Annotated in this window: 13 protein-coding genes; 7 read left to right on the top strand and 6 right to left on the bottom strand. The window is 46.4% G+C overall.

Features of this window, described 5'->3' with window-relative positions:
* Positions 1-94: 94 nt before the first annotated feature.
* From AB6E08_RS12395 to AB6E08_RS12375, 5 genes are all read right to left on the bottom strand, one after another.
* Positions 95-352, bottom strand: a complete 258-nt coding sequence (locus tag AB6E08_RS12395) for a YdcH family protein (RefSeq protein ID WP_010432560.1) — start codon at positions 350-352, stop codon at positions 95-97.
* Between the two features lie 467 nt (positions 353-819).
* Complete coding sequence (locus tag AB6E08_RS12390; protein ID WP_017082996.1) at positions 820-1,809, bottom strand: rhodanese-related sulfurtransferase; 990 nt, start codon at positions 1,807-1,809, stop codon at positions 820-822.
* Positions 1,810-2,077: 268 nt separating this feature from the next.
* Positions 2,078-2,509, bottom strand: coding sequence for a GNAT family N-acetyltransferase (locus AB6E08_RS12385; protein ID WP_017082997.1), 432 nt, complete (start codon positions 2,507-2,509; stop codon positions 2,078-2,080).
* A gap of 73 nt (positions 2,510-2,582) precedes the next feature.
* On the bottom strand, positions 2,583-2,918 hold the full coding sequence (locus AB6E08_RS12380; protein ID WP_017089988.1) for a hypothetical protein: 336 nt from the start codon (positions 2,916-2,918) through the stop codon (positions 2,583-2,585).
* 154 nt (positions 2,919-3,072) lie between these two features.
* On the bottom strand, positions 3,073-4,221 hold the full coding sequence (locus AB6E08_RS12375) for a PLP-dependent aminotransferase family protein (protein WP_280532153.1): 1,149 nt from the start codon (positions 4,219-4,221) through the stop codon (positions 3,073-3,075).
* Positions 4,222-4,336: 115 nt separating this feature from the next.
* On the opposite strand from AB6E08_RS12375, the gene AB6E08_RS12370 reads away from it, so the two are divergent.
* From AB6E08_RS12370 to AB6E08_RS12340, 7 genes are all read left to right on the top strand, one after another.
* Entirely contained in the window at positions 4,337-5,206 is an 870-nt protein-coding gene (locus tag AB6E08_RS12370) for a GyrI-like domain-containing protein (protein ID WP_017083000.1), read from the top strand.
* Between the two features lie 243 nt (positions 5,207-5,449).
* Complete coding sequence (locus tag AB6E08_RS12365; protein ID WP_372064600.1) at positions 5,450-6,784, top strand: MATE family efflux transporter; 1,335 nt, start codon at positions 5,450-5,452, stop codon at positions 6,782-6,784.
* 201 nt (positions 6,785-6,985) lie between these two features.
* Complete coding sequence (locus AB6E08_RS12360) at positions 6,986-7,744, top strand: ATP-binding cassette domain-containing protein (protein WP_372064598.1); 759 nt, start codon at positions 6,986-6,988, stop codon at positions 7,742-7,744.
* The gene (locus tag AB6E08_RS12355; RefSeq protein ID WP_102540430.1) at positions 7,741-8,592 is read left to right on the top strand and encodes an ABC transporter ATP-binding protein; all 852 of its coding nucleotides are present in this window, start codon (positions 7,741-7,743) and stop codon (positions 8,590-8,592) included. The genes AB6E08_RS12360 and AB6E08_RS12355 overlap by 4 nt, the downstream gene beginning before the upstream one ends.
* Before the next feature lie 100 nt (positions 8,593-8,692).
* Entirely contained in the window at positions 8,693-10,204 is a 1,512-nt protein-coding gene (locus AB6E08_RS12350; protein ID WP_372064596.1) for an ABC transporter substrate-binding protein, read from the top strand.
* A 4-nt stretch (positions 10,205-10,208) separates the two neighbouring features.
* Positions 10,209-11,945 carry an ABC transporter permease subunit gene (locus tag AB6E08_RS12345; RefSeq protein WP_260256686.1) on the top strand — a complete coding sequence of 579 codons (1,737 nt, stop codon included), beginning with the start codon at positions 10,209-10,211 and terminating at the stop codon, positions 11,943-11,945.
* 160 nt (positions 11,946-12,105) lie between these two features.
* Positions 12,106-12,348: a hypothetical protein gene (locus AB6E08_RS12340; protein ID WP_372064594.1), complete on the top strand. Its 243-nt coding sequence runs from the start codon at positions 12,106-12,108 to the stop codon at positions 12,346-12,348.
* 140 nt (positions 12,349-12,488) lie between these two features.
* Here the strand turns inward: AB6E08_RS12340 and AB6E08_RS12335 are convergent, their stop codons facing one another.
* A complete protein-coding gene (locus tag AB6E08_RS12335; RefSeq protein WP_372064592.1) occupies positions 12,489-15,344 on the bottom strand; it encodes an FAD-binding and (Fe-S)-binding domain-containing protein in 2,856 nt (951 codons plus the stop codon).
* Between the last annotated feature and the right edge of the window lie 90 nt (positions 15,345-15,434).

The raw sequence follows: 15,434 nt of genomic DNA, 5'->3' as shown, positions 1-15,434 counted from the left end.
TTGAAGAAGCCGAATTAGCTTAGAATTGCGATGTGATGAAACCAAAAAGCCATGCGTGATGCATGGCTTAGAATAAAGTCTTGGACTGATTTTTCTATACGATCTTAAGTGCGTGGTGGCGCGTGAGCTGTTTGTGTAGCGAGTCTTTTAGCGCCATGCGTTCAACTTTGAGGTTGTGCATGCTGTCGTCATCGATAGGGCTGCCAGAGATTTCTAGCTGACGGATGTCGTAGTCGAGTTGGTGGTATTTCTGCATGTCTGCTTTGAATTTTTCGTCGTCGTGGTTGAGCTGAACAATGTCTAATTTAAGATCTGGGAAATCTAAGATAAAGGCATGGTTTTCATTGAGCATTGGCACTTCCTCTCTAGTCGGATTTTTAGGGCGTGTTGATCTTTCGAGCTTGTTTTTGCGGCGAATTGCTGGGTATTTCTACAAGGCAGAGGCTTTGATGTGTAGCTAGCCTACATGAGAGGCCGATAACGTAGTAGAAATAACCAGCAAACGCTGCCCGAAGGGTTCGGCTAAAAGCGTTTTACTCTTTGTTAAGGGAGATTTGCTTAGAATGACTAGGCTACTTCTCCCTCGCCGCGATTAAAACGCTTTTATCTCGAACAAAATCCAACCGCGGAAGGTCAACACGCCCTGACAGTATAGAAGCAATTTATCGAAAGAAATGTGGTTCAAAACACAAAGCCGTAAAGCGATCAAAAAAGGGCACAAACTCGAGAAATCATCTTCGAACTTGCGCCCTTTTTTGTGTATATAGCTAACTATTTATAGTTATATGTTTAGAACTATGTGTGTTGAAAGCAGAAAGCTTACTTTGCTTTCTTACCAGAGCGTTGCTGCTCTTTGTGTGCAAGCTTTTCTTTCTTACGTTGATCGATAAGGTGAGCGGCTTCGCCACCTACGTGGGTTTCACCACGGGCATTCGACAGTTGAACTTGCTTTTCACGTTCGCGGAAACGGGCTTTCTGCTCGTCGCTGTGCTTATCAATACACTTAGGGCAGCTTACGCCTTTCTCGAAGTGCTCAGAGGCTTTGTCTTCGTCAGTGATTGGCAGACGACACGCGTTACACACATCGTAACCGCTCTTTTCTAGTTGGTGGTTTACTGCAACACGACCATCAAATACGTAGCAGTCGCCTTCCCACATGCTCTCTTCTTCAGGTACTTCTTCTAAGTACTTAAGAATGCCGCCTTCAAGGTGGTAAACCTCATCAAAGCCTTGCTCTTTCATGTAGGCCGTTGATTTTTCGCAACGAATACCGCCAGTACAGAACATCGCGACTTTTTTGTGTTTCTTAGGATCGAGATTTTCTTCAACGTATTGAGGGAATTCACGGAAGGTTTCTGTGTTTGGGTTTACAGCATTTTTGAATGTACCGATATCGACTTCGTAGTCGTTGCGAGTATCAACCAGAATTACATCAGGGTCAGAAATCAGAGCGTTCCATTCGTTTGGTTTCACGTAAGTGCCGACAACGTGGCGTGGGTCGATACCCTCAACGCCCATGGTTACGATCTCTTTCTTAAGCTTAACTTTGGTGCGGTTGAATGGTTGTTCTTCGTTGAACGACTCTTTGTAAACAACATCAGCCAAACGAGAATCTTGTTTGAACCATTTAAGAAGAGCGTCGATAGATTCGCGCTTACCTGCAACGGTGCCGTTGATACCTTCACTCGCAAGTAGCAAAGTACCGCGGATTTGGTTGGCTTCTAACACGTCAGTGAGTGGCTGGCGAATTTCTTGGTAATCATCAAGTGCTACGAATTTATACAGAGCACATACAACATATTGAGACATGGTTTTTCCTTTCTGCGAGCTGGAACGTAAATCCAGAGCGGTCGCCTTTTATGATACATACTGAGTTTGATTTACTCAGGTTTGCCCATATTGGCTTATTAAAATCCGCCGCAGTATAACCAAGCCAAGGAAGGACAAAAACCAACCAAAAGTAGGGCTATTTAGCATTATTGCCAGTGTGGTTTTAGGTGTGTGGAGGTGGTAGCTATTTGATAAGCAGTTTTAGCTCAGATAAGTAGTGATATCTTGTTGTTTATTGAATATTTGGCTACGAACTTATGTTGTATCTCATTTCAATGAGCTGGTGTTCCCCGACGATTTCTACTTCACGAATGAACTCAAAGCCAAACTTTTCATAGTAATTCTTTAGGTATTGATGAGCGTGGATTTCAATTACTTTAGCACCATGTTCAGAGGCATGTTTTAGAAGTGCCATAACAATTTCAGATGCGATACCAGATCCTCGATAAGGCTGTAGAACAGCAACACGCGCCATAGTTGAGCGTCCTGATTCATCAATGTGCAAGCGTGCAGTCGCGACTAAATTATCTTCATCGGTGATGAGTGCATGATGTGAGACAGGATCGAGCCCATCAAGATCCAATATCTGCGGTATGCCTTGTTCAACAAGGAAGACTTGATGACGAATGGATTGTGCTTTCATTATCAATTCAGGGTTGTTACCAATCACCACTTCCATTTATTGCTCCATGCTGTCTAACTAATGCTTTGAAAACACTCTATTTGAGAGGCTGTTCGTTTGTGACTTGCCTTTAAACTAAGGCTTTTGAATAGCTACTTGTCTCTATATCAATGATCTCTACGGTCAGCGAAGCATTGGATAGTGGAAGAGTCAGTAATTGATCCAAAATGGACTTGGAGAGCATCGTTTTAATGCTTTCGTTACGCCCAGACAAAATACGCACAGAGACATGCACGAAGTCTTCTTTTACTTCACCAGTTTGGTAATGCTGGTAGGCAAGGCTGCGTACTTTGATGTCTTCTCCTGTTGGTGAGAACAACTGAGATTCCATCGCGCCGAGAAACACTTTCTGATTGATTTGCTGACCATCAATAGTGGATGAGTGTTCGATAATACAATGAGGCAAAGTGAAGTCCTTTCTGTGTTTTATAGCGACCTAAAATTAAGGCCAATGTGACTCTCTTGTTGAGAATGACATTGGCCCTTAATGCTAATTCGTTGCGGCTTTCTCGGCAATAAGCCGATCAGGCTATCACCAAAGCGTTCAGTATCGTCAGCGATTACGCTTGGTTAAGTACTTCCGCTAAGCGTTTCACCGCTTCTGTTAATTCTTCTGGGTTGGCGTTAGTGAAGTTTAGGCGCAGTGCGGCTTTTGCTTCATCGGCCTTTGGATAGAATACTGGGCTTGGTACTACCGCGACGCCATTCGATAGCAAAGTCTTAGCTAATTCGAAGGTATCGCACTCTGGGATTTCTACCCAAATGAACATTCCGCCATCAACGGATTTTAATACGCAGTCAGCAGGCAGCTGTTTCTCTAGTTCTGAAAACAACACTTCATAACGAGACTTGTACAGTGTGCGAATGTTTTCCATATGTACGTTGAAGTCTTCATGTTTCAGAAGACCGACAAGCAGCGCTTGCATGGGTACACTTGAGTGCAAGTCAGCGCCTTGTTTCACTTTGATCAGTGGCTCAAGGTAGCTGCGTTTGCCTGTTACCGCGCCAATACGTAGGCCTGGCGATGCAATCTTAGAGAATGAACGAAGAACGATAGAGTTATCAGGGCAGAACGAAGAAACCAATGGCAGTTCCGTACCAGTGAAACGTAGCTCACGGTATGGTGCATCTTCAATGAAGGCTACGTTGTATTTGATACACAGCTCAGCCACTTTTTGACGAGTTTCTGTTGCCCAGCACACACCGGTTGGGTTGTGGAAATCAGGCACGGCATAGAACATTTTTGGCGCTTGCTCGGCAAAGCATGTTTCCAGTTCATCTAGGTTCGGGCCAAATTCAGTTTGAGACACGGTAGCGATGTTTGCTTGAACTAGGCCAAACACCTGCATCGCACCTAAGTAGCTTGGCGCTTCCATCACAACCACATCACCCGGGTCAACATACGCACGAGCAATCAAATCCAAACCTTGCTGAGAACCGGTACAGATCATGGCCGTGTGTGACTCTGGCAATTGGTAGCTTTGTGTTAGGTGATCAAGCAACGGGCCATAACCTGCGGTCGAACCGTATTGGAAAACTTCAGGCATGTTCGCTAGGTTTTCTAGCGTAGGCTTCATTAAATCGATAGGGAATGTTTTCGCATCGGGTAAACCACCGGCCAACGAAATAACATTTGGATCGCTTGCGGCTGCGAGGATCTCTCGAATGTATGAAGATTGAATCTGTTGTAATGACTGTGCGATTTCCATGTGTTGTGTCTCGTCGTTTATCGTTTTTATTCTATCGCTTGATATTACACGGCAATTGTAAAAACTGGCGTGTCCGTTTATGCTCTTAAACATGTCCATTTATGCTATTTGAACGATGTCACGACAACACATATCCCGAATCAATGATGTTTTGTTCCATATTCACCAAGACATCAGTCAGCCTTTGTCGGCAAAAGCGCTCTCTGAGATTGCTGCGTATTCAGAGCAACACTTTCATCGCACGTTCAAAAGTGTGGTTGGGGAGTCGTTGCATCAATACATTCGACGCACTCGAATGGAGTATGCGGCTAATCAATTGATGTTCGATACCAGCTCGTCTGTGGTTGAGATCGCCCATAAATGTGGCTTTAGCTCTGTGTCTTCGTTTAGCCGAGCATTTAAAGCGACCTTTAATATGTCGCCCGGAGAATGGCGTAAGCATGATTTACAGATTGCAGAGAAACCTTACCTGAAAGATCCCGAAGTGGCGGCAGGCTATTTGAATGTGTCGCAGCGGGAGTTGCCGGAACCTAAAATTGTTGAAGTATCAGACCGAATGGCAGCTTATGTTCGACATACTGGCTATAACCGATCCATTCGCAATGCTTGGTTGATATTGAAAGCATGGGCGAACTCCGAACAGCGTGATTTTTCGAGTCAATTCGGCTTGCATCACTCTAACCCTGCTTGGGTTGAAATGGATCAGTGTCGTTATGTAGCGTGCATCGCGATAGATGAGCCGATCAAGTATCGAGGTGTCGTGAACCAGATGGTGATTCCAGGCGGTTTGCATGCCGTATTTCGACTTAATGGTCGTTATGGTGAGCTGCTACCACAGATCAGTATGGTATTGGAAAAATGGTTACCGGCTTCTGGTTTCAAACAGCGCTCGACTCCTGCGTATGTGCATTATCATCGGAACCATTTTCTCAATAGTGATGAGGTGTTTGAGCTTGATTTCTACCTCCCTGTGAGTTTTTACTGAGTCTTTATTAGGCTAACTAATGAATTGTATCGGTAACGTATTGTTGTGTTTTGTCGAGTGTGGCTTTACTCATTTGTTGTGGCTAATTTGCTCACTCAATGGCTGAAAGGCATCTTATGTTGATGATGTAATGAAGAGAAAGCTTGTTGATAATTTACCTCAGTAATTGATGACAACGTACGGATTAAGCGATAGCATTCCGTTCTAATTGCAAATAATTCTTAATATCACTCGCTAGAATATATGACCATTACCCATAAAGATTATCTGAAAATCGCCTTCCCCTTCATCATCTCAACGGTGACACAGCCTTTGTTAGGTGCGGTGGATACTGCTGTTATCGGCCAACTTGGCATTGCTGAATTGATTGGTGGCGTGGCGATCGGCACCATCATTATGAACACCATGTATTGGCTGTTTGGTTTTTTCCGTGTTAGTACCACGGGACAAAGTGCGATGGCACTGGGCAAAGGGAATCGTTCTGATTTAGCGGGCAGCTTGATGCGTCCGTTCGTGCTGTCTGGTTTGGTGGGTTTGATCTTTATCTTGATACAACCACTCATCTGGCAAGGCGCGATGTGGGTGATAGAACCTGAAGCGAAAGTGGCTGAGCACGCGCACATCTACTTCAGTATTTTGATTTATGGTGCACCTTTTGTACTGCTCAACTACACCATTATTGGTTGGTTAATGGGGCAGGCGAAAGCCAAAGAAGTTCTTTACACACAAGTGTTTGGTAACGTGTTGAATATTGTATTGGATGCGGTGTTTGTACTTTATTTCGACTTGGGTGTTGCGGGTGTGGCCTACGCAAGTTTGATTGCACAAGTCACTACTTTCGCTATTGGTATGACACTGGTGATTAAGACCAGCAATATCTCGATCTCTGAGTTCCTACAAGGTTCGAAGATGACTAAGAAAGACCTATCGACAATTATCTCTTCAAATACTGATCTCTTACTTCGTACCATCTGTATTTTAGTTTTCTTCAATATGATGGCGCGTACTGGTTCTAAACTGGGTGCCGATGTTCTGGCTGCTAACGCGATCTTGATGCAGGTGACCTTCATTGTCAGTTACATGTTTGACGGTATTGCCAATGCATCGAGTGTGTTCGCGGGTAAAGCGGTAGGTCAGAAAAATCCTTCAATGTTGGATCGTGTATTAAGACTTAACTTCCAATGGACGGCGAGCTTTATTGCCGTACTAACCTTCCTCACCTTGGTATTCAAAGACAGCATTGTCTTCTTGTTTACCGATATCCCAACGCTTGTCGCTCTATATCAAGAGATGGCTCCGTGGTTGATTGTGTTCCCGCTGGTGTCTGGCTTTGGCTTAACGGTTTACGGCATCTTTACCGGAACGGGTACCACGCGTCCGGTTAGGGACTCTAGCATCGCTACTTTGTTGGTTTTCTTAGCGGTACAGGCATTATCAATCAATATGTGGGGCAATCATGGTTTGTGGTTGGCGTTTACCTTGTTTTATCTTGGACGTATTGCCTTCTTGTATCCGTTCATCGCACAAGTTAAGCAGAAGTGCCTTTCAACAGAAGGTGCATCCGCGGCGTGTCATTAGGTTAGAAACACAGTCGTTCTTGCCAGTAGCTTTGAAAGCGCCTGACAGCATTATGCTAAGGGCGCTTTTTCTATCTAATGACCTAGTAAAAATGGTCAATCAAACAGCCAATAAAATGCGATACGGTTCAATGTTAGCTTTTCATCATGTAGGCTTAATGATAGAGTTGTTATGTTATAACATCCATTTATGAGTATCTGCGTGAACGCCCCACTTCTGTCTGTTGACCAATTAACGATCAAAACCTCTTCGAGAACACTTTTTCAAGATATTCATTTCGATGTATATCGAGGTGAGCTGTTGGCGATCATGGGTCCATCAGGCATTGGTAAGTCGATGCTTTCACGCGCGATTGCGGGTTTTCTGCCAGAGACGGTTGAGGTTGAAGGCCATATTTCTCTTTCTGGCGATGCCGTGTGTGGCTTGCCTATGTTGCAAAGAACCGCAGCACAGCGCCCCGCAGTTATCTTTCAAGATGCGCTTCAAGCATTAAATCCTCTGGTTTCCATTGAAGGTCAACTCAGTTTGGCATTGACGGGGACGCGCACTAAGCTTAAATCACAAGACAAGATCAAACTCATTGAATTGTTAGTGCAGCTTGGATTTCCTAACCCTGAAACTATATTGCCGTTATATCCGAGCCAAATTTCGGGAGGGCAACGTCAACGGATTTGTATTGCGATTGGCTTGCTGAGTAACGCCGATCTCATCATCGCCGATGAACCAACCAGCGCGTTAGATCCGGTGACAGAGCAAGAGATACTTAAGCTGATTCGAGACAATGTTAAGCAACGACAAATTGGTGGCTTGCTGATTACGCATGACCTGCAAAGCGCATTGGCGTGTGACAAGTTGTTGGTCATCGATGATGGTGGAGTGGTGGCTTACGGCGCACCAAAACATGCGCTTGAATCAAGCTCTCACGCTTTCTGTTGTTCATTGAGAGACTTAATCGAATGAGCCCGACCTTACCATTAAATTCAGAAGTCTCGCCGTTAATGCCAGTGATAGATTCAGAAACACAAACACCGATCGAGATTAAGTTCGAGAATGTCGGTGTGCACTATTACTCAATCCCGAGTTGGTTGGGGGGTAAGGCGTTCAAAGCGCTACAGAACATCGACCTCAATGTTGAAGACAAAAGCTTAGCCATTGTTGGCCGTTCTGGTGCCGGAAAATCGACACTGATTGAGCTGTTATTTGGCCTAAAATCACCGACTGTTGGCCGAATCAGCCTATTTGGCCATTCGCTGCCGATTCGCAATAGCAAAACGCAAGCAAGGGTGTGTCGCTTGATCCAGTTGGTACCACAAGAGCCTCATACCAGTCTCAACCCTTACTATACCGTTCGACAGATCTTAGCCGAACCGTTAAGCAACTTAGACGTTTCTGGTAATCATGAAAGCATTATTGAAGAGACGCTATTGGACGTGGGCTTACCTGCCACTTTGTTATCACTGAAACCGAATCAACTTTCTACAGGCCAAGCTCAACGTGTGGCTATCGCTCGGGCTCTTGTCGTTAGACCCGCAGTGTTGGTGGCCGATGAGCCGACTGCCAGCCTTGACCCTGTGAACCGTCAAAGGTTGCTGGATTTACTTAACTCACTGAAGAATAAGCGCGACATGCGAATCGTTTTGGTGACGCATGATCTTGGTGCGGCAAAGGCGCTTTGTGAAGAAATTCTGGTTCTTGACCATGGCGAGATGGTGGAGCATGGACCGACACCTCAAGTGATGAGCACACCTGCTCACCCTGCGACTCAGTTGCTGATCGAATCTCAGCCACTTTCGAAATCTACTTGTTAACACAACCTTATTTATTACGAAATACTGCTTATTAACGAAATACAGCTTATTAACACAACACAGCTTATTAACACAACACAGCTTACAGAGAAAAATAACTATGCGTTTTAATTCAATCAAACTGGCTTGCGCGCTTGCGTTGGCTCTGCCTTTGACGGGCTGTTTTGACTCTCAACCAGAGTCGAGCGATGCGGCGGTCAAATCTGAAATCCGTGTTGCGATGATGCAACCGCCAAGAACCGGCTTGTCACCCCTTTCTGATGACGCTTTTAAGTTATCTCGTTGGAGCACGGCTGAAACGTTAGTGAACTTGAGTCCTACTTCGGTAGCACAGCCGATGCTGGCAACGGACTGGAAACAGGTTGATCCATTAACTTGGCAATTTACGGTTCGCAAAGGCGTTAAATTCCACGATGGTTCGACGTTAACGGCAAACTCTGTGGTGAACTCTCTACAAAAAGCGCTTGAAGCAGCACCTAAGCCGCGCATTCTAGATGGTGTAGACTTAGAAGTGAAAGCGATGGACAACTACCGCGTAGAGATCAAAACCAGCTTTGATGACCCTCTTCTACCAAGTCGCTTATCAAGCCCTCAATTAGCGATTCTTGCAGCAAGTGCGTACCAAGATGATGGTCGTGTTATCCCAACGGGCGCGGGCACTGGTCCATTTGAATTGACTGAAATTAACGGTACAACAAGCGCGAAACTGAAACGTTTTGATGGCTACTGGGGTCAAAAAGCACAGGTTGAATCTGTGATTGCAGAATACGTTCCGAACGGTTTTGCGCGCGCTGCGGCTCTAAGAACCGGTACGGCAGATATCGTAGAAGCGGTACCCGTTTCACAAATCGCGACCATTGATCCTGATCTGCTTTACGAAGTAGCGATGCCTCGTACTAATACGCTTTACCTGAACAACAAGTCAGGCGTGTTCAGCGATATTAATTTGCGTAAAGTCGCGGCTGCTGCGGTAGACAGAGAACAGATCGTTAGCACTGTTTATGAAAACCACGCGGATATCGCGCAAGGTCTATTAGGTCCTGCACTTGCTTGGGCTGAGCCAATTCGACCTGAAGGTCAGGCCGTTGATAAAACGCTAAAAGCGAACGGTGAAAGCATTGTTATCGGTACCTTTACTGATCGTGCTGAGCTTCCAGAAGTGGCAGCGCTGCTTAAACAGCAACTTGAAGCGGCTGGTTTCAAGGTTGAGCTGGATATCCGTGAATACGCTCAGATAGAAAACGACGCGCTATCAGGAAAGTTCGATGCGTTCATCCTTTCTCGCGCAACGGTTCTAGATTCGGGTGACCCAGTGGCTTACATGATGAGTGACTTTGGCTGTAAGGGTTCATTCAATCTTGGTCAATTCTGTTCTCAAGAAGTAGACCAAGCACTGACTCACGCTGATCTGCAACCATTAGGTGCACTGCGTCAGCAAGCGATTATCGAAGCCGAGCAAAAAATCCTTAACGACTTCGCGGCTATTCCACTGCTTCACGAACGTGTGATTCAAGGTGAAAGCGAGCGCGTGAGCAATGTGGTTCGTGACCCAAGTGAGCGCCGTTTAGTTGACCAAACTACACAGATCAAACAAGCGAAACAGGCTAACTAAATAGATGCTATCTGCTGAGACTCTGCGTCGAACCTTATTTATCTTGACGCCTTGGCTATCAAGAATTGCCTCACTGATTGTGGTGGTGATTCTTGTTGGCTTGATGCCTGACATTGCAGGCATCGACCCAAGTCAATCCATTCTGCGCGCGAGAGCGGGGCAACAACATTTGCTTACGCCAGAAGCTCTAGCAGCGGTACGCGCTGATCTTCAGCTTGACCGTTCGGCAAGCGAGCGCCTGATTGACTGGGTAGGAAGTGCTTTTTCAGGCGACCTAGGTAAGTCATGGATTGATGGCTCTTCGGTTGCACTAGGCATTCAAAAGACAGCGTCGACGTCTCTGTTTTTGATGTCTAGCGCACTTGTGATGACTTTCGTACTGTGTGGTGCAGGCTTGCTTGCCACCTTACGCAGCTGGAAGAAGGGCAAACTGGGGCAGAGCTACAGCAGTTTAAGTACGGTATTAATATCGTTGCCAGAGTACGTAGTGGCTTCGGTATTAATACTGGTGTTCTCTATCTGGTTAGGTTGGCTGCCGCCGTATGGTTGGCAAGGCTGGCAAGATATCTGGTTACCGAGTTTAGCGCTCGCATTGCCCGCCAGTGGCCTATTTAGTCGCCTACTCAGAGACAGTTTACAACGTGTTCTCAATGAACCTTGGGTGATTACTTGGCTCAGTGCCAACGTTCACTCCAACCAAATTATTCGCTTTGCGCTGAAAAGAGCGCTGAGCAGCCTGATCCCACAAATCGCGATGATCGTGATTGGTTTGACTGGTGGCGCGGTCGCGGTTGAGCTTATCTTCTCGATTCCGGGTATCGGGCGCATGATTCTAGGCGCAGCTAAGGCGCAAGACTTGCCGATGCTGCAAGGCGGCCTGTTGGTGCTGCTACTGTTTTCAATTGCTGTGAGCAGCATGAGCTTGTTTGTTCAGCAGTTGATTCTGGGTCACAGCCTGAAAAGCGGTAAGCTGATTAGTAGCCACTCTTCGTTTCGTTTTACACAAAGCCGCACCAAGCGTGCTGTTGCTTTTACAATACTCTCATTCCTGATTTCAATCGTGGTTTGGGCTGCATTTCGTGACCCATACACCAGTCAATTTGCTCGCTTAGCGGATCCAAGTTGGCAAGCACCATTAGGCGCGGATGGCATTGGCCGAGATCTGTTAGCGAGAATCGGTTCAGGTATGGTCGCGACCTTCCAAGCCGGTATCTTGGCGACGTTTTTGAGTTTGGTGACAGGCATCATCATGGGCTTCAATACCCGCTTTAGCCAAGGCCTTATCGAGATCACTAAGGGTATCCCTTACATCATTGCAGGCCTGCTGGTTGCTGGCTTAACGGGGATGAACCCGAACAGCGCATTGATCGCGATTGTATTGGTATCTTGGGCACCATTGGCTGCTCACTGTTCAAGCTTGATCGTAGAAGCAAAGGCTCAACCTTATACGCACCTCGCGCCATTGTGGGGCACCAGCAAGCTTCGAATCTTCCGTTTCTACTTGCTTCCTTATGTATTGCCACCTTTGCTAAGGCACGCGATGTTGAGGCTGCCAGTAATCACATTGAGCCTGACCTCGCTTAGCTTCATCGGCTTGGGAGCGAAACCGCCTGCACCCGAATGGGGTTTGATGATTGCAGAAAACTTGCCCTACATTGAACGCGCGCCATTAGCAGTCATGGGGCCAATTGTTGGGTTGATTCTGTTAGGCGCGGCCATCAACATGATGTTTGATGATTAACGAAAAAGTGCAGGTTGCTTAAGTCCTTGATTGGGTGTTCGATAGAGTGTTCGATTTGGCATTTATGTTGTAACCTTGAGCCTGTTTTTTTGAATTGGCTTTCGGATCGGTTGTCGATCGGTTTTTAGCTTAGTTAAATGTTCAGCGTTAAGGATTCAACATGTATCTCGTTTTGTATTGCCACAATATTGGTATGACCGACTTTTCCTTCTTTGAAACGGAAGATTTCGATAAAGAAGAGGGCTATATCGTGCGAGGTAAGTGGCCGAACAAGAAAGCGTTTCGTGATTACTTAACCAAAGAGTTTGGTGACATGAGCGAATTTCAAGTGATCGACTTAATCGCCAAAGGTGCAGAAGCAGAACACTACTCGCCAGAAGAGTTGATGCGCTTAGCTTTGTAATATCTAGTTTAATAACGGTTAGCTTATCAGCATCCAGTTAAGTAGCATCTTTCGAACAAACGAATAAAGAAATGGCAGCCTGATCCGGCTGCCATTTTCGTTTTAGGTTAAAGCTAATACCTTTTGCATCGTGAATGGTGCTACTGCGCGACTTCGTCCACCAAGTACAAGATTGATTGATACGGAATGCCACTGTGATGTGACAAACCGATCTCACAGGTTCGACTGTTACTGAACCCACGAGTACAGTTGCTCGGTACTTGTTCTTTGAGTGGGTGTACCGCCGCTTCATTCAGTTCTGGCGTAGTAAAACCTTTATCACCCGCCCAACCACAACACTGAATATGTTCAGGAACGATGACCTCTTCGGTACACGCTTTAGCAAGGCTCAACATCGCGCCTTCCAAACCCATTCGACGAGAGCTACAAGTCACATGCAGCATCACGGTCTCTTGTAGCGGCTCAAGCGTCAGGTGTTCAAGCAGGTATTGATTCACAAATCCTGTTGGCTCTAATACCTCTAACGGTTTGGTGAACTGTTCAATACTGCGTTTAGCACATGGGCTAGTATCCATTAAGACTGGGTATTCACCCTGACGACTGGCTTGCCACAACACTTCTTCGAGTTGTTGTGCTTTAGATTGGGCTAAATCGGTCATCCCTTTGCTGTCGTAAGGCATGCCACAACATTGGTCGTCTAGCTTCTTCGGAAGAATAACCTCAAATCCGGCTTTGTTAAGCAAAGACATGGTCACTTCAGTTAGAGGACGTTGGTCGCCCGCATCGCTTTGTTGTCCCATGGTGCGACTTGCACAGGAAGGGAGGTAAACCACCTTCTTATGATTGCTTGAGGATTCTGCCGTCACTGGTGATGAGACTAGCGAGTGACTATTGGATTGCGGCATCTCAGGCATCCAAACCGGCGTCGCACCTTTAGTTATTGAGCGCAAGCCGTTGGTTAGCTTGCCGACTGTATTCGCTCCTAGAACCTTGCTTGCCACTTGGTTGGTTTTGAGCCCAGCTTTGGTCAGCTTTGTGGTGGTCGAGAAATGATCCGCTGTCCATTTGGCGATTGGTGTAAATTTCTCGTATTTGGCAATACGAAGCTTCTTGATCAAATCGCCGGTGTTGATTCCCACTGGGCAACGCTCGGCACACAGGCCAGTTGCGGCGCAGGTATCGATACCTTGGTATTCGAAGGTTTTCTCTAGTTCGCTTGCTTCTATCTCTTCGCCCGCAGCGCGGCGGCGTTGCAGTTCTCGGTACAGAACAATGCGTTGGCGTGGTGATAGAGTCAGCGTACGAGACGGACAAACAGGCTCACAGAAGCCACATTCAATACAGCGGTCGACAAGGTCGTCAGCAGCAGGCATTGGCTTTAAATTGGTTATGTGTGAATTCGGATTGTCGTTGATAATAACGCCGGGGTTGAGCAGTCTTTCTGGATCAAACAGCGCTTTGATCTGTTGCATCAAGGCATAGCCGTCTTTGCCCCATTCCAATTCCACATAAGGCGCCATGTTACGACCAGTACCATGCTCTGCTTTTAGAGAACCTTGGTATTTCACCGCAACCAGCTCGGCAACATCGTCCATGAAACCGCCGTAGCGATCGATTTCTGTTTGGCTATCAAAGCCTTGAGTAAAAACAAAATGCAGGTTGCCTTCGAGGGCATGGCCGAAAATAATCGCTTCGCTGTAGTCGTATTTATCGAACAGCTCTTGCAGCTCTCGAATACCATTAGCAAGGTTTTCGACAGGGAAAGCCACGTCTTCGATGATAACGGTTGTACCGACTTCACGAACGGCTCCAACCGCAGGGAACATGCCTTTTCGAATGCCCCACAGAGTTGCGACTGTCTTTGGATCGGAAGTGAAAGGCACCGATTCAACAATCGTGTATTCAGTCAATGCGTCCAAAATTGATTTACATTGTAAATCTAAGTCCTGCTGGGAGCTGGCGTGTGATTCCACCAAAATAGCCGCGGCTTCCAAATCCAAGTTCGGCATGAATGCCGGCATACCTGGCTTATCAGCCACTGAGCGCAGCGCTCTGCCATCCATCAATTCAACGGCAGCAACGGGTGTTTTTGATAGCGTAGTAACGGCTTTACTGGCTTGCTCTATGTCTGCAAACACTAACAGAGCCGAAGCTTTGTTCGGATGTTCGATGACCGTGTTGTAGGTAATCTCAGCAATGAAACCTAGTGTGCCTTCTGAGCCAATCATCAAGTGTTTGATGATCTCAATTGGATCGTGGTAATCGACCAAGGCATTCAGAGCGTAGCCAGTGGTGTTTTTGAGGCGGTACTTGTGGCGAATTCTGTCTGCGAGTTCTTGGTTTGACGCTGTCTGTTGATGTAATTCAACAATGCCTTCAAACAGTTCTTTGTGCGATTGCTTGAATGCCTCAACACTTGCGTTATCAGCCGTATCAAGCAGGGAGCCATCACTCAATACGATTTTCATGCTCTCGACGGTGCGATAAGAGTTTTGCGCGGTACCACAACACATACCACTGGCGTTATTCGCTGCAATACCACCAATTTTACAGGTATTGATAGAGGCTGGATCTGGGCCGATTTTACGTTGGAAAGGGGCAAGGTATTTGTTTGCATCAGCGCCAATCACACCCGGTTGAAGGATGATCTGATTGCCGTTGTCGACGATTTCGTGGCCGCGCCAGTCGTCGGTCAGTGTGATGAGTACCGAGTCTGAAACCGCTTGCCCTGACAGGCTGGTGCCCGCGGCGCGAAAGGTAAAATGAATACCGAGTTCGCGACAACTTTGAATGGTGAATATGACTTCGTCTAAGTTCTTGAGCCTTAGAACCATTTTCGGCACCAAGCGATAGAAACTCGCATCGGTGCCGTAAGCCAATCGCTTTGCCTCTTGAGTGACAATGCGTTGTGTTTCTATTTTTTGAGCCAGTATCGCTTCAAGCTGCTGATAAGCTTGTGCGTCTATTACTCGCTCATGGGATGTGGTTGTCTCCATCTTTGCTTCCTTGTGCTTCTTATTTGGCACTGATCAGGGCGTGTTGACCTTTCGTGGTTAAATTTTGTTCGAGATAAAAGCGTTTTAATC

Origin of the sequence: Vibrio sp. 10N.247.310.24, assembly GCF_041467175.1 — a bacterium.
Lineage (GTDB): Bacteria > Pseudomonadota > Gammaproteobacteria > Enterobacterales > Vibrionaceae > Vibrio > Vibrio tasmaniensis_A.
Note: the sequence above shows the minus strand (reverse complement) of the source record. Positions and strands in the feature narration are given on the sequence as shown.

Bases quoted from the DNA above. Each gene is read 5' to 3' on its own strand.
- AB6E08_RS12365 (WP_372064600.1), top strand. From the start codon at position 5,450: ATGACCATTACCCATAAAGATTATCTGAAAATCGCCTTCCCCTTCATC.
- AB6E08_RS12345 (WP_260256686.1), top strand. From the start codon at position 10,209: ATGCTATCTGCTGAGACTCTGCGTCGAACCTTATTTATCTTGACGCCT.
- AB6E08_RS12390 (WP_017082996.1), bottom strand. From the start codon at position 1,809: ATGTCTCAATATGTTGTATGTGCTCTGTATAAATTCGTAGCACTTGAT.
- AB6E08_RS12340 (WP_372064594.1), top strand. From the start codon at position 12,106: ATGTATCTCGTTTTGTATTGCCACAATATTGGTATGACCGACTTTTCC.
- AB6E08_RS12370 (WP_017083000.1), top strand. From the start codon at position 4,337: ATGTCACGACAACACATATCCCGAATCAATGATGTTTTGTTCCATATT.
- AB6E08_RS12355 (WP_102540430.1), top strand. From the start codon at position 7,741: ATGAGCCCGACCTTACCATTAAATTCAGAAGTCTCGCCGTTAATGCCA.
- AB6E08_RS12350 (WP_372064596.1), top strand. From the start codon at position 8,693: ATGCGTTTTAATTCAATCAAACTGGCTTGCGCGCTTGCGTTGGCTCTG.
- AB6E08_RS12335 (WP_372064592.1), bottom strand. From the start codon at position 15,344: ATGGAGACAACCACATCCCATGAGCGAGTAATAGACGCACAAGCTTAT.
- AB6E08_RS12385 (WP_017082997.1), bottom strand. From the start codon at position 2,509: ATGGAAGTGGTGATTGGTAACAACCCTGAATTGATAATGAAAGCACAA.
- AB6E08_RS12395 (WP_010432560.1), bottom strand. From the start codon at position 352: ATGCTCAATGAAAACCATGCCTTTATCTTAGATTTCCCAGATCTTAAA.
- AB6E08_RS12375 (WP_280532153.1), bottom strand. From the start codon at position 4,221: ATGGAAATCGCACAGTCATTACAACAGATTCAATCTTCATACATTCGA.